Annotated in this window: 20 protein-coding genes and 1 other RNA gene; 18 read left to right on the top strand and 3 right to left on the bottom strand. The window is 65.1% G+C overall.

The window, feature by feature from the left end:
- Together AC1VNY_RS32230 and ssrA are read right to left on the bottom strand one after the other, a co-directional pair.
- The coding region (locus AC1VNY_RS32230; protein WP_482408189.1) for an SspB family protein at positions 1–401 on the bottom strand (401 nt) is incomplete at its 3' end.
- Between the two features lie 148 nt (positions 402–549).
- Positions 550–905, bottom strand: a transfer-messenger RNA (tmRNA) gene (ssrA, locus tag AC1VNY_RS32225).
- Between the two features lie 78 nt (positions 906–983).
- Between ssrA and AC1VNY_RS32220 the strand changes: the two genes are divergently transcribed.
- The 12 genes from AC1VNY_RS32220 (at position 984) to AC1VNY_RS32165 (ending at position 11,628) form a co-directional block, all read left to right on the top strand.
- Positions 984–1,595, top strand: a complete 612-nt coding sequence (locus tag AC1VNY_RS32220; protein WP_482408188.1) for a chromate transporter — start codon at positions 984–986, stop codon at positions 1,593–1,595.
- On the top strand, positions 1,592–2,125 hold the full coding sequence (locus AC1VNY_RS32215; protein ID WP_028342336.1) for a chromate transporter: 534 nt from the start codon (positions 1,592–1,594) through the stop codon (positions 2,123–2,125). Before AC1VNY_RS32220 ends, AC1VNY_RS32215 begins: the two co-directional genes overlap by 4 nt.
- A gap of 92 nt (positions 2,126–2,217) precedes the next feature.
- A complete protein-coding gene (locus tag AC1VNY_RS32210) occupies positions 2,218–2,718 on the top strand; it encodes a tripartite tricarboxylate transporter TctB family protein (RefSeq protein ID WP_482408187.1) in 501 nt (166 codons plus the stop codon).
- Positions 2,719–2,725: 7 nt separating this feature from the next.
- A complete protein-coding gene (locus AC1VNY_RS32205) occupies positions 2,726–4,240 on the top strand; it encodes a tripartite tricarboxylate transporter permease (RefSeq protein WP_028342337.1) in 1,515 nt (504 codons plus the stop codon).
- Between the two features lie 183 nt (positions 4,241–4,423).
- A complete protein-coding gene (locus AC1VNY_RS32200) occupies positions 4,424–5,404 on the top strand; it encodes a tripartite tricarboxylate transporter substrate binding protein BugD (RefSeq protein ID WP_304496392.1) in 981 nt (326 codons plus the stop codon).
- A 174-nt stretch (positions 5,405–5,578) separates the two neighbouring features.
- Positions 5,579–6,373, top strand: coding sequence for a thymidylate synthase (locus AC1VNY_RS32195; protein ID WP_482408186.1), 795 nt, complete (start codon positions 5,579–5,581; stop codon positions 6,371–6,373).
- A gap of 20 nt (positions 6,374–6,393) precedes the next feature.
- A complete protein-coding gene (locus tag AC1VNY_RS32190; RefSeq protein ID WP_482408185.1) occupies positions 6,394–6,879 on the top strand; it encodes a GNAT family N-acetyltransferase in 486 nt (161 codons plus the stop codon).
- Positions 6,879–7,391, top strand: a complete 513-nt coding sequence (locus AC1VNY_RS32185) for a dihydrofolate reductase (protein ID WP_304496390.1) — start codon at positions 6,879–6,881, stop codon at positions 7,389–7,391. Before AC1VNY_RS32190 ends, AC1VNY_RS32185 begins: the two co-directional genes overlap by 1 nt.
- Positions 7,392–7,535: 144 nt before the next feature.
- Positions 7,536–8,675: an FtsH protease activity modulator HflK gene (gene hflK / locus AC1VNY_RS32180; protein WP_028342342.1), complete on the top strand. Its 1,140-nt coding sequence runs from the start codon at positions 7,536–7,538 to the stop codon at positions 8,673–8,675.
- Positions 8,672–9,571 carry a protease modulator HflC gene (gene hflC, locus AC1VNY_RS32175; protein ID WP_028342343.1) on the top strand — a complete coding sequence of 300 codons (900 nt, stop codon included), beginning with the start codon at positions 8,672–8,674 and terminating at the stop codon, positions 9,569–9,571. The genes hflK and hflC overlap by 4 nt, the downstream gene beginning before the upstream one ends.
- A gap of 94 nt (positions 9,572–9,665) precedes the next feature.
- Positions 9,666–9,866, top strand: a complete 201-nt coding sequence (locus AC1VNY_RS32170; protein ID WP_028332483.1) for a DUF2065 domain-containing protein — start codon at positions 9,666–9,668, stop codon at positions 9,864–9,866.
- 265 nt (positions 9,867–10,131) lie between these two features.
- Complete coding sequence (locus AC1VNY_RS32165) at positions 10,132–11,628, top strand: Do family serine endopeptidase (protein WP_225162562.1); 1,497 nt, start codon at positions 10,132–10,134, stop codon at positions 11,626–11,628.
- A 140-nt stretch (positions 11,629–11,768) separates the two neighbouring features.
- Here AC1VNY_RS32165 and serB read toward each other — a convergent pair whose 3' ends face one another.
- Positions 11,769–12,674: a phosphoserine phosphatase SerB gene (serB, locus tag AC1VNY_RS32160; RefSeq protein WP_482408184.1), complete on the bottom strand. Its 906-nt coding sequence runs from the start codon at positions 12,672–12,674 to the stop codon at positions 11,769–11,771.
- On the opposite strand from serB, the gene miaA reads away from it, so the two are divergent.
- The 6 genes from miaA to AC1VNY_RS32130 all read left to right on the top strand — a co-directional run bounded on the left by miaA (position 12,673) and on the right by AC1VNY_RS32130 (position 18,907).
- Positions 12,673–13,602: a tRNA (adenosine(37)-N6)-dimethylallyltransferase MiaA gene (gene miaA, locus AC1VNY_RS32155; RefSeq protein ID WP_482408190.1), complete on the top strand. Its 930-nt coding sequence runs from the start codon at positions 12,673–12,675 to the stop codon at positions 13,600–13,602. The two genes, serB and miaA, sit on opposite strands and share 2 nt — an antisense overlap.
- Positions 13,603–13,961: 359 nt before the next feature.
- Positions 13,962–15,737: an acetolactate synthase 3 large subunit gene (locus AC1VNY_RS32150; RefSeq protein WP_482408183.1), complete on the top strand. Its 1,776-nt coding sequence runs from the start codon at positions 13,962–13,964 to the stop codon at positions 15,735–15,737.
- A 9-nt stretch (positions 15,738–15,746) separates the two neighbouring features.
- The gene (locus AC1VNY_RS32145) at positions 15,747–16,733 is read left to right on the top strand and encodes a threonine dehydratase (RefSeq protein ID WP_482408182.1); all 987 of its coding nucleotides are present in this window, start codon (positions 15,747–15,749) and stop codon (positions 16,731–16,733) included.
- 21 nt (positions 16,734–16,754) lie between these two features.
- Positions 16,755–17,297, top strand: coding sequence for an acetolactate synthase small subunit (gene ilvN, locus AC1VNY_RS32140; protein ID WP_016841057.1), 543 nt, complete (start codon positions 16,755–16,757; stop codon positions 17,295–17,297).
- Between the two features lie 3 nt (positions 17,298–17,300).
- Positions 17,301–17,996, top strand: coding sequence for a class I SAM-dependent methyltransferase (locus tag AC1VNY_RS32135; RefSeq protein ID WP_038383365.1), 696 nt, complete (start codon positions 17,301–17,303; stop codon positions 17,994–17,996).
- A 35-nt stretch (positions 17,997–18,031) separates the two neighbouring features.
- A complete protein-coding gene (locus AC1VNY_RS32130; RefSeq protein WP_482408181.1) occupies positions 18,032–18,907 on the top strand; it encodes an EamA family transporter in 876 nt (291 codons plus the stop codon).
- Positions 18,908–18,914 lie beyond the last annotated feature (7 nt).

Raw genomic sequence — 18,914 nt, 5'->3', positions numbered from 1 at the left:
GGAGAGGCCGGCGCCGTGGCGGGAGGGGCTTCTTCGGACAGTGCGTCCGAGACGTCGAAGCGCAAATCGAACGGCGCGGACGGATCGAGGAAGCGCGTCACCGCGGCGAACGGCACGGTCAGCCGCTCGGGAATCCCGCCGAACGACAGGCCGACCTCGAAGCGATCCTCGGTCACCACCAGATCCCAGAACTGGTGCTGCAGGATGATGGTCATCTCCTCCGGATATTGCGCGAGCAGCCGCGGCGACAGCTTCACGCCGTCGCCGTGCGACAGGAAGGTGATGTAGAAATGGTGCTCACCCGGCAGGCCGTGTTCGGCGGCGTCGGACAACACCCGGCGCAGCACCCCGCGCAGCGCATCGCGCGCCAGCACGTCATATCGGATGTGATCGGTCGCCATGGTGATCCTGTCGCTTCGAAAATGCCCGCCGGGGCGGCGCCGGACCGTCCGACTCGCCCTTTTGCCATGCTACCCCGCCGGGAGCCGGAAATCAGCAGGGCTGACAGCTGAAATGCGGGCCGACGCCCGATCGGGAAATGATGAATAAAGTGGAGGCTTCTGTTGCCAGGTGCCTCCGAACCCCGCCTAGCGGAGCTTAACCCGCTAGGACTTTAAGATGGTCTTTCAAACTGCGTTACGCAGCCTGAGCAACCGGAGCAAAGTTGTCGTTGGCAACTATTGCATTGGCCCGATGTCGGCGGAACCATACCGAGAAAAAACACGCCCTTTACGCCCTCGTCGATCCTATTTCGCCCCCGCCGAAAGCCACCGCGACGGATGGGTTTTGGTGGAGGCGCCGGGTACCGCCCCCGGGTCCGAATGGTTTATTGCGACGGTCATTTATTTCCATAGCCGGCGAACCGGCACCCCCAATATAGCGGCAAAGTCTTAGAAAAACAGAGCCGATTCAGACCCTTTCGGCTGTGAAAACCCACCGATTTGGGGTTGGCCGGCCTCCTTACGCCGTTCTAGGTTTTGTCCATGCCCCCGGAATCCCCGCCGGTTGCCGCCAAGGCGCCGGATGCCTCCAAACCATCGCCGCCCCACCAGCCCGGCCTGCTCGAGCTGTTCCTGGCCTTCGCCAAGATGTCGCTGGCCGGCTTTGGCGGAGTTCTGGTCTGGGCCCGGCGCGCGATCGTCGAGCAACACCGCTGGATGACCGCGGAGGAGTTCAACGAGACCTTCGCGCTGTGCCATTTCCTTCCAGGTCCGAACATCGTCAACCTGTCGGTCGTGTTCGGCTCGCGCTTTCGCGGCATAGCCGGCGGGCTCGCGGCCTTCGCCGGGCTGGTCGGGCCGCCGATGGTGATCGCGACCATCCTTGCCGCGCTCTATGCCCGTTACGGCGACATTGATGTGCTGCGCCGGACGCTCGCCGGCGTCGCCTGTGCCGCGGTCGGACTGCTGTTCGCCGTCGTCTTCAAGATGATGATGCCGCTCCTGAAGCGGCGCGATGTCACGGGCCTCGTCATTCTGGCTGCGGTTTTCGTCGCGATCGGACTGATCCGGTGGCCGCTCCAGATCGTGCTGCTGGTGGCGATCCCGCTCAGCATTGCGACGACGGTCCTGGCCCGCCGCATGGTGCGGGCATGAGCTCGGAGTCCAATCCGATCGCTGCGCTGGTCTGGACCTTCGGCCTGATGTCGCTGTTTGCGGTCGGCGGCGCCAATTCGGCGATTCCCGAAATGCACCGTGCCGCCGTCGACGTGCATCACTGGCTGACCGACAAGCAGTTCGCCGACGTATTCGCGATCTCGCAGCTCTCGCCGGGGCCGAACGTGCTGATCGTGACCTTGATAGGCTATTCTGTCGCAGGTGTCGCCGGGGCGTTGGCCGCGACGGTGGCGATGTGCGGACCGACCGCGCTGCTTGCCTATTATGTGAGCCGTTTCCTCGATCGCTCGCGCGACGCGCGCTGGCCGGCGATCATCCAGGCGGCACTGGTTCCGTTGTCGATCGGTCTGATGGCGGCGTCCGGCCTGATCGTGGCGCAGACCTCAGACCAAAGTTGGATCGCGGTCCTGATCACCATTGTCGCGGCGGCGCTTGCTTTTGCGACGCGGATCAACCCTTTGTGGATGTTGCTGGCCGGAGGCCTCTTGGGTTTCGCTGGCGTTATCTGACGAAAATCGCTAGCAAGGCTTTCGGTCAACGGACCACAAGCCAGCCATTCAATCAAAACGGGCGGGACAGCCCTGACGGGGGAAGCGAAGTCATGAGCGATACGCCGAGCGAGGCGCCGGTCAAATCGATCTTGCCGAAATGGGTGCGCGGTCCGCAGGACTTTGTCGGCGGGCTCGCCATGATGGCGGTTGCGCTGTTTGCCTTGTGGGCCTCGAGCGATTTGCAGGGCATGCACGGATTTTCGTTCGGCGCCGGAACCGCGCCGCGCATGTTCGCCGTGCTGCTGCTGTTGCTCGGCGGTGGTGTCGCGCTGATGGGAGTTCTGCAGGCCGGCCCGCATATCGCGGCCTATTCCTGGCGCGGCCCGTTGTTCGTATCCGCGGCAATCGTGCTCTTCGCATTGGCGATCCGGCCGCTCGGGCTTGTGGTCTCCGCCTTTGCCGCCTTCATGATCGCGGCAATGGGCTCGCAGGAGACGAAGTTGGTCGAGGCCGTCATTGTCGGCGCCTGTCTGACCGTCGGCTGCGCGCTGCTGTTCCCCTATGTGCTGGGACTTCCGATGCCGATGTTCCCGCGTTTCCTGACCCAGTGAGGGCGTGATGGAACTGTTCGCCAATCTCGCCCACGGTTTCGCGGTCGCATTCTCGCCGATCAACCTTCTGATGTGCCTGATCGGCGCGCTGGTCGGCACGCTGGTCGGTGTGCTGCCGGGCATCGGCACCATCGCCACCGTGGCCATGCTGCTGCCGATCACCTTCGGCCTGCCGCCGGTCGGTGCGCTGATCATGCTCGCCGGCATCTATTACGGTGCGCAATATGGCGGCTCGACCACCTCGATCCTGGTCAATATTCCAGGCGAGGCGACCTCCGTGGTCACCGCGCTTGACGGCCACCAGATGGCGAAACAGGGCCGCGCCGGTCCGGCTCTGGCGATCGCCGCGATCGGCTCGTTCTTCGCCGGCTGCGTCGCGACCGTGCTGATCGCCGTGCTCGGCGCGCCGCTGACCAAGCTCGCGCTGGCGTTCGGCCCGGCCGAATATTTCTCGCTGATGGTGCTCGGCCTGATCTTCGCGGTGGTGCTCGCCAAGGGCTCGGTGCTGAAGGCGATCGCGATGATCGTGTTCGGCCTGTTGCTGTCGATGGTCGGCTCCGACATCGAGACCGGCGCCTCGCGCATGGCCTTCAACATCCCCGAGCTCGCCGACGGTCTCGGCTTTGCCACCGTGGCAATGGGCGTGTTCGGCTTCGCGGAGATCATTCGCAACCTCGACCACGGCGCCGAGATGAACCGCAACCTGGTGCAGCAGAAGATCACCGGCCTGATGCCGACCAGGAAGGACCTCGCGGATTCCACGCCGGCCATCCTGCGTGGCACCGTGCTCGGCTCGATCCTCGGCATCCTGCCGGGCGGCGGCGCCGTGATCGCCTCGTTCGCGGCCTATACGCTGGAGAAGAAGCTGGCGAAGGATCCGAAGCGGTTCGGCCGCGGCGCGATCGAGGGCGTGGCGGCGCCGGAAAGCGCCAACAACGCCGCGGCGCAGACCTCGTTCATCCCGCTGCTCACGCTCGGCATCCCGCCGAACGCGGTGATGGCGCTGATGGTCGGTGCGATGACCATCCACGGCATCGTGCCGGGTCCGCAGGTGATGCAAAAGCAGCCCGATCTGGTCTGGGGCATGATCGCCTCGATGTGGATCGGCAATCTGATGCTGATCATCATCAACCTGCCGCTGGTGGGCATCTGGGTCCGTCTGCTGCGCGTGCCGTACCGGCTGATGTTCCCCTCAATCGTGGTGTTCTGCGCGATCGGAATCTACTCGGTGAACAACGCGCCGGTCGATGTCGTGCTCGCAGGCGTGTTCGGTCTCGTCGGTTATTGGCTGATCAAGCATGATTTCGAGCCGGCACCGCTGCTGCTCGGCATGGTGCTGGGCCCGCTGATGGAGGAGAACCTGCGTCGCGCGCTGTTGATCTCGCGCGGCGACTGGAGCGTGTTCGTCTCGCGGCCGCTGTCGGCGGTGCTGCTGGCGATCGCGGCCGGTCTCCTGGTGCTGGCCGTGCTGCCGACCTTGCGTGCCAAGCGCGACGAAGTGTTCGTGGAATCCGAGGGCTGAGCATGATCCGGAAAAGTGTGAAGCGGTTTTCCGGATAGATCATGCTCAAACAGGGAGCGCCGGCCCTGCGTCGGCGCGCCGCAGGCGGAAGTCGAATCGACACTCGATGTCGTCCCGTGAAATGAAAATGCCGGCCGATTTGGCCGGCATTTCTATTGGTCAAACGTTCCGGGAGGAATTGAGATGATGTCCATTCGCTCGCTTGCGGGCGCATGCCTTTCGGCATTTGTAGCGCTCGGCGCATTCGCCATGCCGGCGTCCGCGCAAAATTATCCGACCCGCACCATCACCATGATCGTGCCGTTCGCAGCCGGCGGCCCGACCGACGTTATCTCGCGCATCGTCACCGCGAACATGGCGCAGACGCTGGGACAGAGCATCGTGATCGAGAACGTGGTCGGCGCCGGCGGCACCACCGCCACGACGCGCGCCGCACGCGCCGCCAATGACGGCTATACGCTGATCACAGGGCATATGGGCACGCACGCCGCCTCCGTGCCGCTCTATCCGAAGCTTGCCTATCACCCGGAAAAGGATTTCGAGCCCGTCGCGCTGCTCGCCGGCACGCCGATCCTGATCCTTGCCCGCAAGGACTTTCCGCCGAAGGATCTCAAGGAATTCGTCACCTACGTGAAGGCCAATGCCGAGAAGGTCAACGCCGCGCATGCCGGCATCGGCTCGGTCTCGCACGCCTCCTGCGAGCTCCTGAATTCGATCCTCGGCATCAAGCCGGTCGGCGTGCCCTTCAACGGCACCGGCCCGGCCATGAATGCGCTGGTCGCCGGCCAGGTCGATTACATGTGCGACCAGATCGTCAACGCGGTGCCGCAGATCAACGCCGGCACCATCAAGGCCTATGCGGTCGCCACCCCCGAGCGCAACCCGTCGCTGCCCAATGTGCCGACCACGACGGAAGCCGGTTTGCCGGCATTCCAGGCCCAGGCCTGGAATGCGATTTTCGCGCCGAAGGGAACTTCGCCCGCCATCATCGCCACGTTGAATGCCGCGGCCATCAAGGCGCTCGACGACGAGAACGTCCGCAAGCGCCTGCTCGAGCTCGGCAGCGTGATCCCGGCGCCGGCCAACCGCACGCCGGAGGCGCTCGCGACCCTCGTCAAGAACGAGATCGCGAAGTGGACGCCGGTGCTCAAGCCGGCAACTTAATCCAGCACGATCAAGTGGATAGGACAGGGGCGGGACGCGAGTTCCGCCCCTTGTCGTTTGGCGCGGAGTGCTCACTTTTCAGGGTATAATCGGCGCGTTCAGCCGAATCAGCGTGCCGACCGGCGGCCTTGGCCGCTACATTGGCCGTTCTCTCGAAAGCCCGAAACAGACGCCATGAACCAGTATCACGACCTGCTCGAACGCATCCTCGCCGACGGTGCCGAGAAGCGCGACCGCACCGGCACCGGGACGCTGTCGATCTTCGGTCATCAGATGCGCTTCAACCTCGCGGCCGGCTTCCCGATGCTGACCACCAAGCGGCTGCCGCTGAAGGCGATCGTGCACGAGCTGCTGTGGTTCCTCGCCGGCGACACCAACATCAAATATCTCAACGACAACGGCGTCACGATCTGGGACGAATGGGCCGACGCCAACGGCGACCTCGGTCCGGTGTACGGCTCGCAATGGCGGTCGTGGCCCGCGCCGGATGGCCGCAGCATCGACCAGATCGCTGGCGTGGTCGAGATGATCAAGCGCAATCCGGACTCGCGGCGGCTGATCGTCAGCGCCTGGAATCCGGCCGAGGTCGACAAGATGGCGCTGCCGCCGTGCCATTGCCTGTTCCAGTTCTATGTCGCCAACGGCAAATTGTCCTGTCAGCTCTATCAGCGCTCGGGCGACGTCTTCCTCGGCGTGCCCTTCAATATCGCCTCCTATGCGCTGCTCACCATGATGGTCGCGCAGGTGACCGGGCTCAAGCCCGGTGATTTCGTGCACTCGCTCGGCGACGCGCACCTCTACTCGAACCATCTCGAGCAGGCGCGCCTGCAACTGACGCGGCCGACGAGGCCGTTGCCGACGATGGCGATCAATCCGGACGTGAAGGATATCTTCGCGTTTCGCTACGAGGACTTCAAACTCGAAGGTTACGACCCGCATCCGCACATCAAGGCCGAGGTGGCGGTATGAGTTGTGGTCCGAGGAATTGAATGTCGCTGACGATCCGCCGCGCGCGGCCCGATGAGGCCGGACTGGTGTTCTCGCTGGTCCGCGAACTTGCCGAATACGAAAAGCTTTTGCATGAGGTTCACGCCAGCGAGGCCGATATCGCTGACGCGCTGTTCGGCGCCAATCCGCGGCTTTATTGCGACATCGCGGAATGGAACGGCGAGCCTGCCGGCTTCGCGGTCTGGTTCGTCAACTTCTCGACCTTCGCCGGCCGTCACGGTATCTATCTCGAAGACCTCTTCGTGCGTCCGGCGCTGCGCGGCAAGGGCATCGGCAAGGCGCTGCTGGTGCATCTGGCGAAGCAATGCCTCGCCAATGGCTGGTCGCGCCTGCAGTGGGCGGTGCTCGACTGGAACGCGCCGTCGATTGCATTCTACAAGTCGCTCGGCGCCGAGATGATGGACGAATGGACGATTTGCCGGGTCTCCGGCGAGGCGCTGTCGACGCTCGCTGAAGGGACGCGCTGATGGAGATCGTGCTCGTCGTAGCGGTCGCCGAGAACGGCGTGATCGGGAGCGACAACGCTATTCCGTGGCGGCTGAAATCCGACCAGCAGCGCTTCAAGGCGATCACGCTGAACAAGCCCGTCGTGATGGGGCGCAAGACCTTTGAGTCCCTGCGCAGGCCGCTGCCGGGCCGCACCAATATCGTGGTGACGCGCGATGCCAACTACCGCGCGGGCGGCGCCATCGTCACGACGTCGTTTGAAAACGCCCGCGCCATTGCGCTTGGTGACGCGCTGCGGCGTTTCGCCACTGAGATTGCAATCATCGGTGGCGCGGAAATCTACGCGCAGTGGATCGGCACCGCCGATCGCCTTGAGATCACCGAGGTCCATGCCCGGCCGGACGGCGACACACGGTTCGACAAAATCGATGCGCAGCAATGGGACGAGGTGGCGCGCGTGCGAAATCCGGCAGGTCCGGACGACAGTGCCGACTTCTCCTATGTGACATATCGTCGGCGCGGCCGGGGTTAACCAATGTTTGCATTGACAATTATGCCCCGGCGCATAGCTCGTCCGGCGAGGAAGCTTGCGTTGTAAGGGCCCTAGCGGTCCCCTATAACCGGGCCGGACATTCGAGGCCGGGCGTCCCGTCCGGACTTGCCGAGGAGATGTTTGATGCCGTGGAAAAATCAAGGCGGGGGGCCCTGGGGCTCGGGTCCGAAAGGGCCATGGGGCACCGGTCCGCAGTCAGCCGGGCCAAGGCCGCCGGATCTTGAGGATCTGCTGCGGCGCGGCCAGGACCGCCTGCAGCAGTGGCTGCCCGGCGGGCATTTCAGCGGCATGGGCGTCGCGCTGGTGCTGGTCGCCGCGCTGGCGATCTGGTTCGCGACCGGCATCTTCCGCGTGCAGTCCGAAGAGCTCGGCGTCGTGCTGCGCTTCGGCAAGTATGTCCGCGATGCGCAGCCGGGCCTGCGCTATCACCTGCCATATCCGATTGAGACAGTGCTGCTGCCGAAAGCGCTGCGCGTCAACACGATCTCGATCGGCATGACCCTGATCGACGATCCCGCTCGCCGCGGCCGCACCATGCGCGACGTGCCGGAAGAGAGCCTGATGCTGACCGGCGACGAGAACATTGTCGACGTCGACTTCACGGTGCTGTGGCGCATCAAGCCGGGTGGGGCCGGCGCCTATCTGTTCAACATCCAGAATCCCGAAGGCACCGTGAAGGCGGTTGCCGAAAGCGCGATGCGTGAGGTGATTGGCCGCTCGCAGATCCAGCCGATCCTGACCGGGGCGCGCAACGTCACCGAGCAGAGCGTCCAGGAGCTGATGCAGAGGACGCTCGATACCTATAACGCGGGCATCCAGATCACGCAGGTGCAGATGCAGAAGGTCGATCCGCCAGCGCAGGTGATCGACGCCTTCCGCGACGTGCAGGCGGCGCGCGCCGACCTCGAGCGCAAGCAGAACGAGGCACAGACCTACGCCAACCGGATCGTACCGGAAGCGCGCGGTCGTTCCGCGCAGATCCTGCAGGCCGCCGAAGGCTACAAGGAGCAGGCGGTCGCCGACGCCAAGGGCCAGAGCGCACGCTTCCTGAAAGTCTACGAAGAGTACAAGAAGGCACCCGACGTGACGCGCGAGCGCATCTATCTGGAGACCATGGAAAAAGTGCTCGGCGGCTCCGAGAAGCTGGTTTATGACGGCGGCCCGGGCCAGAACATCGTGCCCTACCTTCCGCTCGGCGAACTGACGCCGCGGCGTCCGGCGGCACCGGCTACGACCGGCCAGCAGCAGGGAGCCACCCGATGAGGTCCCCCGTCACCGGCATTGTGTCCCTGATCATCCTCTTCATTGTGCTCGCCGTCGGCTACAGCTCGGTGTTCACCGTGCAGCAGACCGAGCAGACCATTGTCTTGCGGTTCGGCGAGCCGGTCGACATCGTCACCGAGCCCGGTCTGCACTTCAAGGCGCCGTGGAATTCGGTGATCAACGTCGACAAGCGCATCCTCGATCTGGAAAACCCGTCGCAGGAGGTGATCGCCTCCGACCAGAAGCGGCTCGTGGTCGACGCCTTCGCACGCTATCGCATCAAGAATGCGTTGCGCTACTACACCAGCGTCGGCTCGATCCAGGCCGCCAATCTGCAGCTGACCACGCTGCTGAACGCGGCGCTGCGCCGCGTGCTCGGCGAGGTCAACTTCATCACCGTGGTGCGTGACGATCGCGAGAAGCTGATGCAGCGGATTCGCGAGCAGCTCGACAGGGAAGCGGACGGATACGGCATCGAGGTCGTCGACGTCCGAATCCGCCGTGCCGACCTGCCGGAGCAGAACAGCCAGGCCGTCTACAACCGGATGAAGACCGAACGTGAGCGCGAGGCGGCCGAGTTCCGTGCCCAGGGCGACCAGAAGGCGCAGGAGATCCGCTCCAGGGCCGACCGCGAAGCGACCGTGATCGTCGCCGAGGCGAACTCGGCCGCGGACCAGACCCGCGGTGCGGGCGATGCCGAGCGCAACCGCCTGTTCGCCGAAGCCTATGGCAAGGACAAGGACTTCTTCGCGTTCTATCGCTCGATGACGGCCTATGAGAACGGCCTGCGATCCAGCGACACGCGTTTCCTGTTGCGGCCGGACTCGGAATTCTTCAGATACTTCGGCGGTGCAAATGGCAGGTTGCCTGAGGCGGCCGCCGCGCCGAAACAGTAACGTCACGACTTGAACATCAGGACTTGGCGGCGATGCGGATGACGCTTCGCCGCCGACCAAAAACAACAAGTATCGAGCGGGAGGCTGCCATCCGATGAAGTCCATAGCGTTCGGCGACTTCCTCATCGGGTTGGGAATCCTGTTCGTCCTCGAAGGCATCCTGTTCGCGGCAAGCCCCGCCTGGATGCGCCGGGCGATGAAGAGCGCGCTGGCGACGCCCGACAACATCCTGCGCATCGTCGGTATCGGCTCGGCGGTCGCCGGGCTTGTGCTGATCTGGGTGGTGCGAAGATAGTCGCCGTTCCGGAGCATCCGAAGCATGACCGCCAATGCGCGATAGCGCATCGGGGAACCTCGAGATTCCCCAAGGCGCAATTGCGCCTCTGGTGTTCAGCCCTGTCGGGCTGCCCCGGAATGACGAGCAAGACTGAACATAATCGTGAGCCTCTCGCCGCCGGTTTTTCGCCGAAATGCCGGGCTGAGATGCTTGCGCCGTATGCCCGTTCGGGCGCACTCTGTAACCAGCTCAATTGAACCCGTTTGCCTGGAGAAACTCCGACATGACCGCTGCCAGACCAGCCCTGAGCCGCCGCTTCCGCATGATGGGAGCCGCGATCTCGATCGGTGCTGCGAGCATGCTGAGCTCCGTGCCTGCGTTCGCACGCGGTCCTGAAGGCATCGCCGACATCGCCGAGAAGGTGATCGACGCCGTCGTCAACATCTCGACGTCGCAGACCGTCGAGGCCAAGGACCGGACGATGCCGCAGCTGCCGCCGGGCTCGCCGTTCGAGGAATTCTTCGACGACTTCTTCAAGAACCGCCGCGGGCCGCCTGGCAAGGGCGGCGACAAGAGCGGTGAGTTCCAGCCGCGCAAGACCAACTCGCTCGGCTCGGGTTTCATCGTCGACACCGCGGGCATCGTCGTCACCAACAACCACGTCATCGCCGACGCCGACGAGATCAACGTCATCCTCAACGACGGCACCAAGATCAAGGCTGAGCTGGTCGGCGTCGACAAGAAGACCGACCTCGCGGTCCTGAAATTCAAGCCGTCGAAGCCGCTCACCGCGGTCAAGTTCGGCGACAGCGACAAGATCCGGCTCGGCGACTGGGTGGTCGCGATCGGCAACCCGTTCAGCCTCGGCGGCACGGTGACCGCGGGCATCGTCTCGGCCAAGAACCGCGACATCAGCCAGGGCCCGTATGACAGCTACATCCAGACCGACGCCGCCATCAACCGCGGCAATTCCGGCGGTCCGCTGTTCAACCTCGATGGCGAGGTGATTGGCGTCAACACGCTGATCATCTCGCCGACCGGCGGTTCGATCGGCCTCGGCTTCGCCGTGCCGTCGAAGACCGTGGCCGGCGTCGTCGACCAGCTGCAGAAATTCGGCGAGCTGCGCCGCGGCTGGCTCGGCGTGCGCATCCAGCAGGTCACCGACGAGATCGCCGACAGCCTCAACATCAAGCCGGCGCGCGGCGCGCTGGTTGCCGGTGTCGACGACAAGGGGCCGGCCAAGCCGGCGGGCATCGAGCCCGGCGACGTCGTCGTCAAGTTCGACGGCAAGGACGTCAAGGATCCCAAGGATCTGTCGCGCATCGTTGCCGACACCGCGGTCGGCAAGGAAGTCGACGTCGTCGTCATCCGCAAGGGCAATGAGGAGACCCGCAAGGTCACGCTCGGCCGGCTCGAGGACAACGAGAAGGTTCAGCAGGTCAACGCCAAGTCGAAGGACGACACCGCCGAGAAGCCGGTGACCCAGAAGGCGCTCGGTCTCGACCTCGCCGCGCTGAGCAAGGACCTGCGCACCAAGTACAAGATCAAGGACAGCGTGAAGGGCGTCGTCGTCACCGGCGTCGACGGCAACTCCGATGCCGCCGAGAAGCGGCTGTCGGCGGGCGATGTCATCGTCGAGGTGGCGCAGGAGGCGGTGTCGAGCGCCGCCGACATCAAGAAGCGCGTCGATCAGCTCAAGAAGGACGGCAAGAAGTCGGTGCTGCTGCTGGTCTCGAACGGCGACGGCGAACTGCGGTTTGTGGCGCTCGGCGTGCAGTAAGGCGCGCCTGCGCGTCACCCTCACTGTCATCCCCCGCGAAAGCGGGGGATCCAGTACGCCGCAGCCTCTCCATCGTCCATCGACGTCTCTGGAATACTGGGTCCCCCGCTTTCGCGGAGGACGACAGGCTGCATGAGCCTTTACCCCGCCACGAACTCATCTCGCCGATAGCCCTGCGCGTACAGCAGCGCGGTGAGATCGCCGTGGTCGATCCGGACCGCGGCCGCGGCCGCGACCGCCGGCTTGGCGTGATAGGCAACGCCGAGGCCCGCAGCCTGGATCATGCCGAGATCGTTGGCGCCGTCGCCCACTACCAGCGTGTCGATCTCGTCGAGATCGAAGGATTCGGTGAGCTCGATCAGGGTGGCGAGCTTGGTGGCGCGGCCGAGGATCGGCTCGACCACCTCGCCGGTCAGCTTGCCGTCCGCGACCTGCAGCTGGTTGGCGCGGTTCTCCTGAAAGCCGACCTTCGCCGCGACAACCTTGGTGAACAAGGTGAAGCCGCCGGAGATCAGGCAGGTATAGGCGCCGTGCGTGCGCATGGTCATGACCAGTTCGCGGCCGCCCGGCGTCAGCGTGATGCGCTTGTCGAGCACTTCGTCGACCACGCTGACCGGCAGGCCCTTGAGCAGTGCCACCCGCTCGCGCAGCGCGGACTCGAACTCGATCTCGCCGCGCATCGCGCGCTCGGTGATCGCGGCGACATGGGCCTTGAGCCCGGCGAAGTCGGCGAGCTCGTCGATGCACTCCTGGCCGATCATGGTGGAATCCATGTCGGCCAGAAAAAGCTTCTTGCGCCGGGCGATCCGAGGCTGCACGACAATGTCGATCGGCAGGTCGCCGCGGGCCTGGCGAAGGCGTTCCTCGATCGCCTTGATAGCGTCCCTGCTGCTGTCCTCGCTTTCGAACGGAATGTCGGCGGCGACTTCGTTGAACAGCCACTGCGCCGGGCCGGGTGAGGGCAGCACGGCCCGCGCACCGTCGACGATGGTGGAGTCGAGCGCGGGGCTTGCAGGATTGCAGATCAGCGTGGCAACGAGGGACATGCAGGCGCATTCGGGATTGTTGAACAAGGCAGTGCTTATCGCAGGGCCGACCGCCAGCGGCAAGTCGGCGCTGGCGCTCGAGCTCGCGCAGCGGACCGGCGGGGTCGTGATCAACACCGACTCCATGCAGGTCTATCGTGACCTCCGGATCATCACCGCGCGGCCGACCGCAGGCGAAGAGGCGCTGGTTCCGCATCGGCTCTACGGCTATGTCGACGCCGGCGTGAATTTCTCCGCCGGCGCCTGGGTGACTGACGCGGCCAAGGTGCTCGACGAGGCGCGTGCGCAAGGACGGCTGCCGATCTTCATCGGCGGCTCGGGCCTCTATTTCAAGGCGCTGACGCGCGGCTTGTCGGCGGTGCCGCCGATCCCGGCTGATGTGCGCGACGGCGTGCGCGCACGGCTCGAGCAACGCGGCGTCGAGGCGCTGCATGCTGAGCTGGTCGAGCGCGATCCTGTGTCGGCCGAACGGCTGAAGCCGCGCGACCGCACCCGCATCGCGCGCGCGCTCGAGGTTGTCGAGGCCACCGGCCGGCCGCTGCCGGACTGGCATCGCGAGGGCCTGCCGCCACTGCTGCCGCCGGGCGATTTTCATGCGCTGTTTCTCGCGCCGGAGCGCGAGACCCTCTATGCACGGATCGACGCCCGGTTCGGTGTCATGCTCGATACCGGCGCGCTCGACGAGGTCGCGGCGCTGGCGGCTCGTGGGCTCGATCCGCTGCTGCCGGCGATGAAGGCCCATGGGGTGCCGGCGCTGATCCGGCACCTGAGGGGAGAGATCAGCCGCGAGGAGGCGGCCGAGATCGGCCGGGCCGACACCCGCCATTATGCCAAGCGCCAGTTCACCTGGTTTCGCCATCAGCTCCGGGAATTCGAATGGGTAGTGCCGGAAGCTGGCGGGGAATGGCTGGAGAGCCGGGTCCCGTAGCCCGGGCCGGCGCTCCCGCACGCCCGTCAGCCATGCGCGTTCGCCTGCGCAAAAACACTCGCCGAACGAGCGGAACCCCGGTAGAGTACGGAAATCGCGAAAGTGCTTGCCTTGCCTTGACATTCAGGCTTTGGCCGCTATGTTCGCGCAACCTTTGGGAAGACTGGGTCGTCTCGTGCGCAACATTATTACCAAACTGCTTATCGCCGTCGTACCCAGGCACACCGCCGGGGATGGCTAGCGGCCATCCAAATTCGGGCGGTGTGCATGGGGCCTCTGGGGCCCCTTTTTATTGCCCGAAGCCGAACTGACGAGAACTGACAAAAGCCGCGCAAAAACAAGCGCATCCGGAGCGAACCATGACCGACAAGAGCCACGATCCCAATCAGATGACCGGCGCCGCGATGATCGTGCGCGCGCTCATCGATCACGGCGTGCAGCATGTCTTCGGCTATCCCGGCGGTGCGGTGCTTCCGATCTACGACGAGATCTTCCAGCAGAGCGAGGTCGAGCACATCCTGGTCCGTCACGAGCAGGGCGCCGGCCATGCCGCCGAAGGCTATGCGCGCTCGACCGGCAAGCCCGGCGTGGTGCTGGTGACGTCGGGCCCCGGCGCCACCAACATGGTGACGCCGCTGACCGACGCGCTGATGGATTCGATCCCGCTGGTCTGCATCACCGGCCAGGTGCCGACCCATCTGATCGGCAACGACGCCTTCCAGGAGTGTGACACGGTCGGCATCACGCGGCCCGCCACCAAGCACAATTGGCTGGTCCGCGACGTCAACGACCTCGCCAGGGTGCTGCACGAGGCCTTCTATGTCGCCACGACCGGCCGGCCCGGCCCGGTCGTGGTTGACGTGCCGAAGGACGTGCAGTTCGCGACCGGCACCTATCATCCGCCGCGCAAGTCGGACGTGCACATCTCCTACACGCCGCGCGTCAAGGGCGATGCGACCCAGATCCGCAAGGCGGTGGCGCTGCTCGCCAATGCAAAGCGCCCGGTGATCTATTCCGGCGGCGGCGTGATCAATTCGGGTCCCGAGGCCTCGAAACTGCTGCGCCAGCTGGTGGAGGCGACCGGCTTCCCGATCACCTCGACCCTGATGGGGCTGGGCGCCTATCCCGCCTCGGGCCCGAACTGGCTCGGCATGCTGGGCATGCACGGCACCTACGAAGCCAACATGACGATGCATGATTGCGACGTCATGCTGTGCGTCGGCGCGCGCTTCGACGACCGCATCACGGGCCGTACCGACGCGTTCTCGCCGGGCTCGAAGAAGATCCACATCGACATCGACCCGTCCTCGATCAACAAGAACATCCGCGTCGACGTGCCGATCATCGGCGACGCCGGCAACGTGCTCGGCGATTTGCTGCAGGTGTTCAAGGCCGAAGCCAGGAAGCCGGACATCAAGTCGTGGTGGCAGCAGATCGCGCAATGGCGCGCGCGCAACTCGCTGTCCTACCGCAAGAACAACGATATCATCCTGCCGCAATACGCGATCCAGCGCCTGTTCGAGCTGACCCGCGGCAAGGATACCTACATCACGACCGAGGTCGGTCAGCACCAGATGTGGGCGGCGCAGTTCTTCGGCTTCGAGGAGCCTCACCGCTGGATGACTTCGGGCGGTCTCGGCACCATGGGCTACGGCCTGCCGGCCGCGGTCGGCGTGCAGGTGGCGCATCCGGACAGCTTGGTGATCGACATCGCCGGCGACGCCTCGGTGCAGATGACGATCCAGGAGATGTCGACGGCGGTCCAGTTCGAGCTGCCGATCAAGATCTTCATCCTGAACAACCAGTACATGGGCATGGTTCGGCAATGGCAGCAGCTGCTGCACGGCAACCGCCTGTCGCACTCGTACTCCGAGGCGCTGCCGGACTTCGTCAAGCTCGCCGACGCCTATGGTTGCGTCGGCCTGCAGGCGACCAAGCCGTCCGATCTCGACGGCGCGATCAAGGAGATGATCTCGATCAAGCGCCCGGTGCTGTTCGACTGCCGCGTCGCCGCGCTGGAGAACTGCTTCCCGATGATCCCGTCGGGCAAGGCGCACAACGAGATGCTGCTGCCGGAAGAGGCGACCGACGAGGCCACCGCGAAGGCCTTCTCCGGTGGCAAGGCGCTGGTGTGAGGACGGATCATGTTTGACCTCAACGAGCTCGAGCGCGCGCACCGGGTCGTCGGCACCGCAGTGCCGGCGACGCCGGCGCACGCCTGGCCGCTGCTCGCCGAGCGGCTCGGCACCGAGGTCGTGGTCAAGCATGAGAACCACACGCCGACCGGCGCCTTCAAGGTGCGCGGCGGCCTTGTCTATCTCGAGCGGCTGAAGCGCGAGCGGCCCGACGTGCCCGGCATCATCTCGGCGACGCGCGGCAATCACGGCCAGAGCCTGGCGTTCGCGGCAGGGCGTCATGGCGTGCCGGCGACGATCTACGTGCCGCGCGGCAACTCGGTCGAGAAGAACCGCGCCATGCACGCGTTCGGGGCCGAGCTCGTCGAGCACGGCGACGACTTCCAGGCCGCGCGGGAGGAGGCCGAGCGCCGCGCCCAATTCGTCGGCCTGCACATGGTGCCGTCGTTCCACGCGGACCTCGTGCTGGGTGTCGCGACCTACGCGCTCGAACTGTTCCGTACCGCGCCCGATCTCGACATTCTCTATGTGCCGATCGGGCAGGGCTCCGGCATCTGCGGCTGCATCATGGCGCGCGACCTGCTCGGACTGAAGACCGAGATCGTCGGCGTACAGTCGACCGAAGCGCCGTCTTACGCGCTGTCGTTTGCGGCCGGAAAGATCGTCACCACCGAGACCAGCAACACCCTTGCCGACGGCATGGCGACGCGGATTCCGGACGCGGATGCGTTCGCGCTGATCCGCAAGGGTGCATCCCGCATCGTGCAGGTCAGCGACGACGAGGTCGGGCAGGCGATCCGCGCCTACTGGACCGACACCCACAATCTCGCCGAGGGCGCGGGCGCTGCGGCGCTCGCGGCCGCGCTGCAGGAAAAGAGCAGGCTCGCCGGCAAGCGGGTCGGCCTGATCCTGAGCGGCGGCAATATCGATTTCGATCTGTTCCGGACCTGGATCGGAACGGATGCTGCGCCGGCCGCCGAGTGGGCGGTGGCGTGAACAGAATGTAAGGGGACGACCATGAACCAGCCCGCATCCGCCTACTTCCTCGAAGAGCGTCACGATCCCAACGAGACGCATACTTTGTCCGTGCTCGTGCAGAACGAGCCCGGCGTGCTCGCGCGCGTGATCGGCCTGTTCTCCGGCCGCGGCTACAACATCGAGAGTCTCACCGTCTCGGAGACCGAGAGCCAGAAACATCTCTCGCGGATCACGATCGTCACCACCGGCACGCCGATGGTGATCCAGCAGATCAAGCATCAGCTCGACCGCATGATCCCGGTCTACCGCGTCGTCGACATGACGCTGACCGGCAGCTCGATCGAGCGCGAGCTCGCGATGGTCAAGGTGCGGGGCGGTGGCGATCACCGCGTCGAGGCGCTGCGGCTGGCGGACGCATTCCGCGCCCGGGTGATCGACGCCACGACCGAGAGCTTTGTGTTCGAGATCACGGGCAATTCGTCCAAGATCAGTCAGTTCATCGACCTGATGCGTCCGCTGGGTCTGGTCGAGGTGTCACGAACCGGGGTGGCCGCGATCACGCGTGGGCCGGAAGGGATGTGAGTCATGTTGGCGCGCGACTGGTACTACACGCAACGGCGGCAGGTCGGTCTCGATACCGCGGTGGCCTCGATCTATGACGTCAGCGAGGACAGCGATGTCCGTGCCCGCCAGGCGCTGACCATGCTCGGCGTCAAGCCGGGCTGGCGGATCGCCGATATCGGCTGCGGCAACGGCGTGCTGGCCACCGAGGCGGCGCTGATGGGTGCCGAGGTCGATGCCATCGACATCTCGCCGGCGATGATCGGGCTTGCCGAAATCTATGCGCGCGACCGCAAGGCGAAGATCCGGACCCAGCCGGCCGGCCTGTTGTCGTTCGCCTACCAACCGAATTCCTACGACCTCATCGTCAGCGAGTTCACGCTGCACCATCTTCCGGACTTCTGGAAGGCGGTGGCGCTGTCGCGAATCTTCAACGCGTTGAAGCCGGGCGCGAACTTCTACCTGCGCGACATGGTGTTCGTCGGTATGCCCGACGGTGTCGATCGCGATGTCGAAGGATGGGCCGACTTCTCGATCAAGAATCACGGTTTCGAGCGCGAAAGCGTGATCACCCATATGCGCGACGAATACTCGACCTTCGGCTGGGTGATGGAGCGCATGCTGACCGAGACCGGTTTCACGCTGGTCTCCGTTGATTACCACGCGCCGCTGCACGGCACCTATCTGCTGCGCAAACCGAAGCCCGACGACCAGATCTAGATCCCGACCGAAACGGAAGCAAAAGAAGAACAACAATGAAGCCGGCCGATGTTGGCATCGCCGTCATGGTCGCGGTGATCTGGGGGCTTGCGTTCGTCGCAAGCCGGATCGCGCTCGATGAGTTCTCGCCGGAGCTGATGACGACGCTGCGCTTCGCCATCGCCGCGCTGCCGTGCCTGTTCCTGCGCAAGCCCGGCGTTTCCTGGCCGCTTCTGATCGCGATCAGCGCGACACTGTTCCTCGGCCAGTTCCTCGCACAGGCCTTTGCGATCGCGCATGGCGTTCCGGTCGGGCTTTCCAGCGTGATCGTGCAGAGCCAGGCGCTGTTCACCATCGCCTTTGCTGCCCTGGCCTTCGGTGAAATCCCGACGCGGACCCAGGCGATCGGCATCGCGATCGCCGCGCTCGGCCTGCTGATGATCTGCGGGACGGTCGGCTACGACTTCAGCATCGCCGCGTTTGCGATCATCATGATCTGTCCGATCAGCTTCGCGATCGGCAATCTTCTGCTGCGGCAGGCGAACGGCGCGCCGATGTTCGATCTGTTCGCCTGGCTGTGCCTGTCCGCCGCGGTGCCGCTTGCGGTGCTGACCTTGATCACCAACGGCCCGCAGCCGACCTGGCATGCGCTGACCCATATGTCGCTGACCGGGCTCGTCTGCATGCTCTGTCTCGGCAGCATCTCGACCAGCATCGCCTACTGGCTGTGGGGCCGGCTGCTGCGGGATTATCCGGCGGCGCAGGTGGTGCCGTTCGCGCTGCTGGTGCCGTTCGTCGGCTCCGCCGCCTCGAGCATCGTGTTCGGCGAGACATTCGGGCCGCTGCGCCTAGCCGGCATGGTCACCGTGATCGCCGGCATCGCCGTGATGCTGCTGTCGAAACGTCCAAAAGCTCTGCCGAAAGTCGCGTGAGGGCGCC

The organism is Bradyrhizobium ferriligni, assembly GCF_056837965.1.
Note: the sequence above shows the minus strand (reverse complement) of the source record. Positions and strands in the feature narration are given on the sequence as shown.

Bases quoted from the DNA above. Each gene is read 5' to 3' on its own strand.
- AC1VNY_RS32220 (WP_482408188.1), top strand. From the start codon at position 984: ATGCCCCCGGAATCCCCGCCGGTTGCCGCCAAGGCGCCGGATGCCTCC.
- AC1VNY_RS32215 (WP_028342336.1), top strand. From the start codon at position 1,592: ATGAGCTCGGAGTCCAATCCGATCGCTGCGCTGGTCTGGACCTTCGGC.
- AC1VNY_RS32210 (WP_482408187.1), top strand. From the start codon at position 2,218: ATGAGCGATACGCCGAGCGAGGCGCCGGTCAAATCGATCTTGCCGAAA.
- AC1VNY_RS32205 (WP_028342337.1), top strand. From the start codon at position 2,726: ATGGAACTGTTCGCCAATCTCGCCCACGGTTTCGCGGTCGCATTCTCG.
- AC1VNY_RS32200 (WP_304496392.1), top strand. From the start codon at position 4,424: ATGATGTCCATTCGCTCGCTTGCGGGCGCATGCCTTTCGGCATTTGTA.
- AC1VNY_RS32195 (WP_482408186.1), top strand. From the start codon at position 5,579: ATGAACCAGTATCACGACCTGCTCGAACGCATCCTCGCCGACGGTGCC.
- AC1VNY_RS32190 (WP_482408185.1), top strand. From the start codon at position 6,394: ATGTCGCTGACGATCCGCCGCGCGCGGCCCGATGAGGCCGGACTGGTG.
- AC1VNY_RS32185 (WP_304496390.1), top strand. From the start codon at position 6,879: ATGGAGATCGTGCTCGTCGTAGCGGTCGCCGAGAACGGCGTGATCGGG.
- hflK (WP_028342342.1), top strand. From the start codon at position 7,536: ATGCCGTGGAAAAATCAAGGCGGGGGGCCCTGGGGCTCGGGTCCGAAA.
- hflC (WP_028342343.1), top strand. From the start codon at position 8,672: ATGAGGTCCCCCGTCACCGGCATTGTGTCCCTGATCATCCTCTTCATT.
- AC1VNY_RS32170 (WP_028332483.1), top strand. From the start codon at position 9,666: ATGAAGTCCATAGCGTTCGGCGACTTCCTCATCGGGTTGGGAATCCTG.
- AC1VNY_RS32165 (WP_225162562.1), top strand. From the start codon at position 10,132: ATGACCGCTGCCAGACCAGCCCTGAGCCGCCGCTTCCGCATGATGGGA.
- miaA (WP_482408190.1), top strand. From the start codon at position 12,673: ATGCAGGCGCATTCGGGATTGTTGAACAAGGCAGTGCTTATCGCAGGG.
- serB (WP_482408184.1), bottom strand. From the start codon at position 12,674: ATGTCCCTCGTTGCCACGCTGATCTGCAATCCTGCAAGCCCCGCGCTC.
- AC1VNY_RS32150 (WP_482408183.1), top strand. From the start codon at position 13,962: ATGACCGACAAGAGCCACGATCCCAATCAGATGACCGGCGCCGCGATG.
- AC1VNY_RS32145 (WP_482408182.1), top strand. From the start codon at position 15,747: ATGTTTGACCTCAACGAGCTCGAGCGCGCGCACCGGGTCGTCGGCACC.
- ilvN (WP_016841057.1), top strand. From the start codon at position 16,755: ATGAACCAGCCCGCATCCGCCTACTTCCTCGAAGAGCGTCACGATCCC.
- AC1VNY_RS32135 (WP_038383365.1), top strand. From the start codon at position 17,301: ATGTTGGCGCGCGACTGGTACTACACGCAACGGCGGCAGGTCGGTCTC.
- AC1VNY_RS32130 (WP_482408181.1), top strand. From the start codon at position 18,032: ATGAAGCCGGCCGATGTTGGCATCGCCGTCATGGTCGCGGTGATCTGG.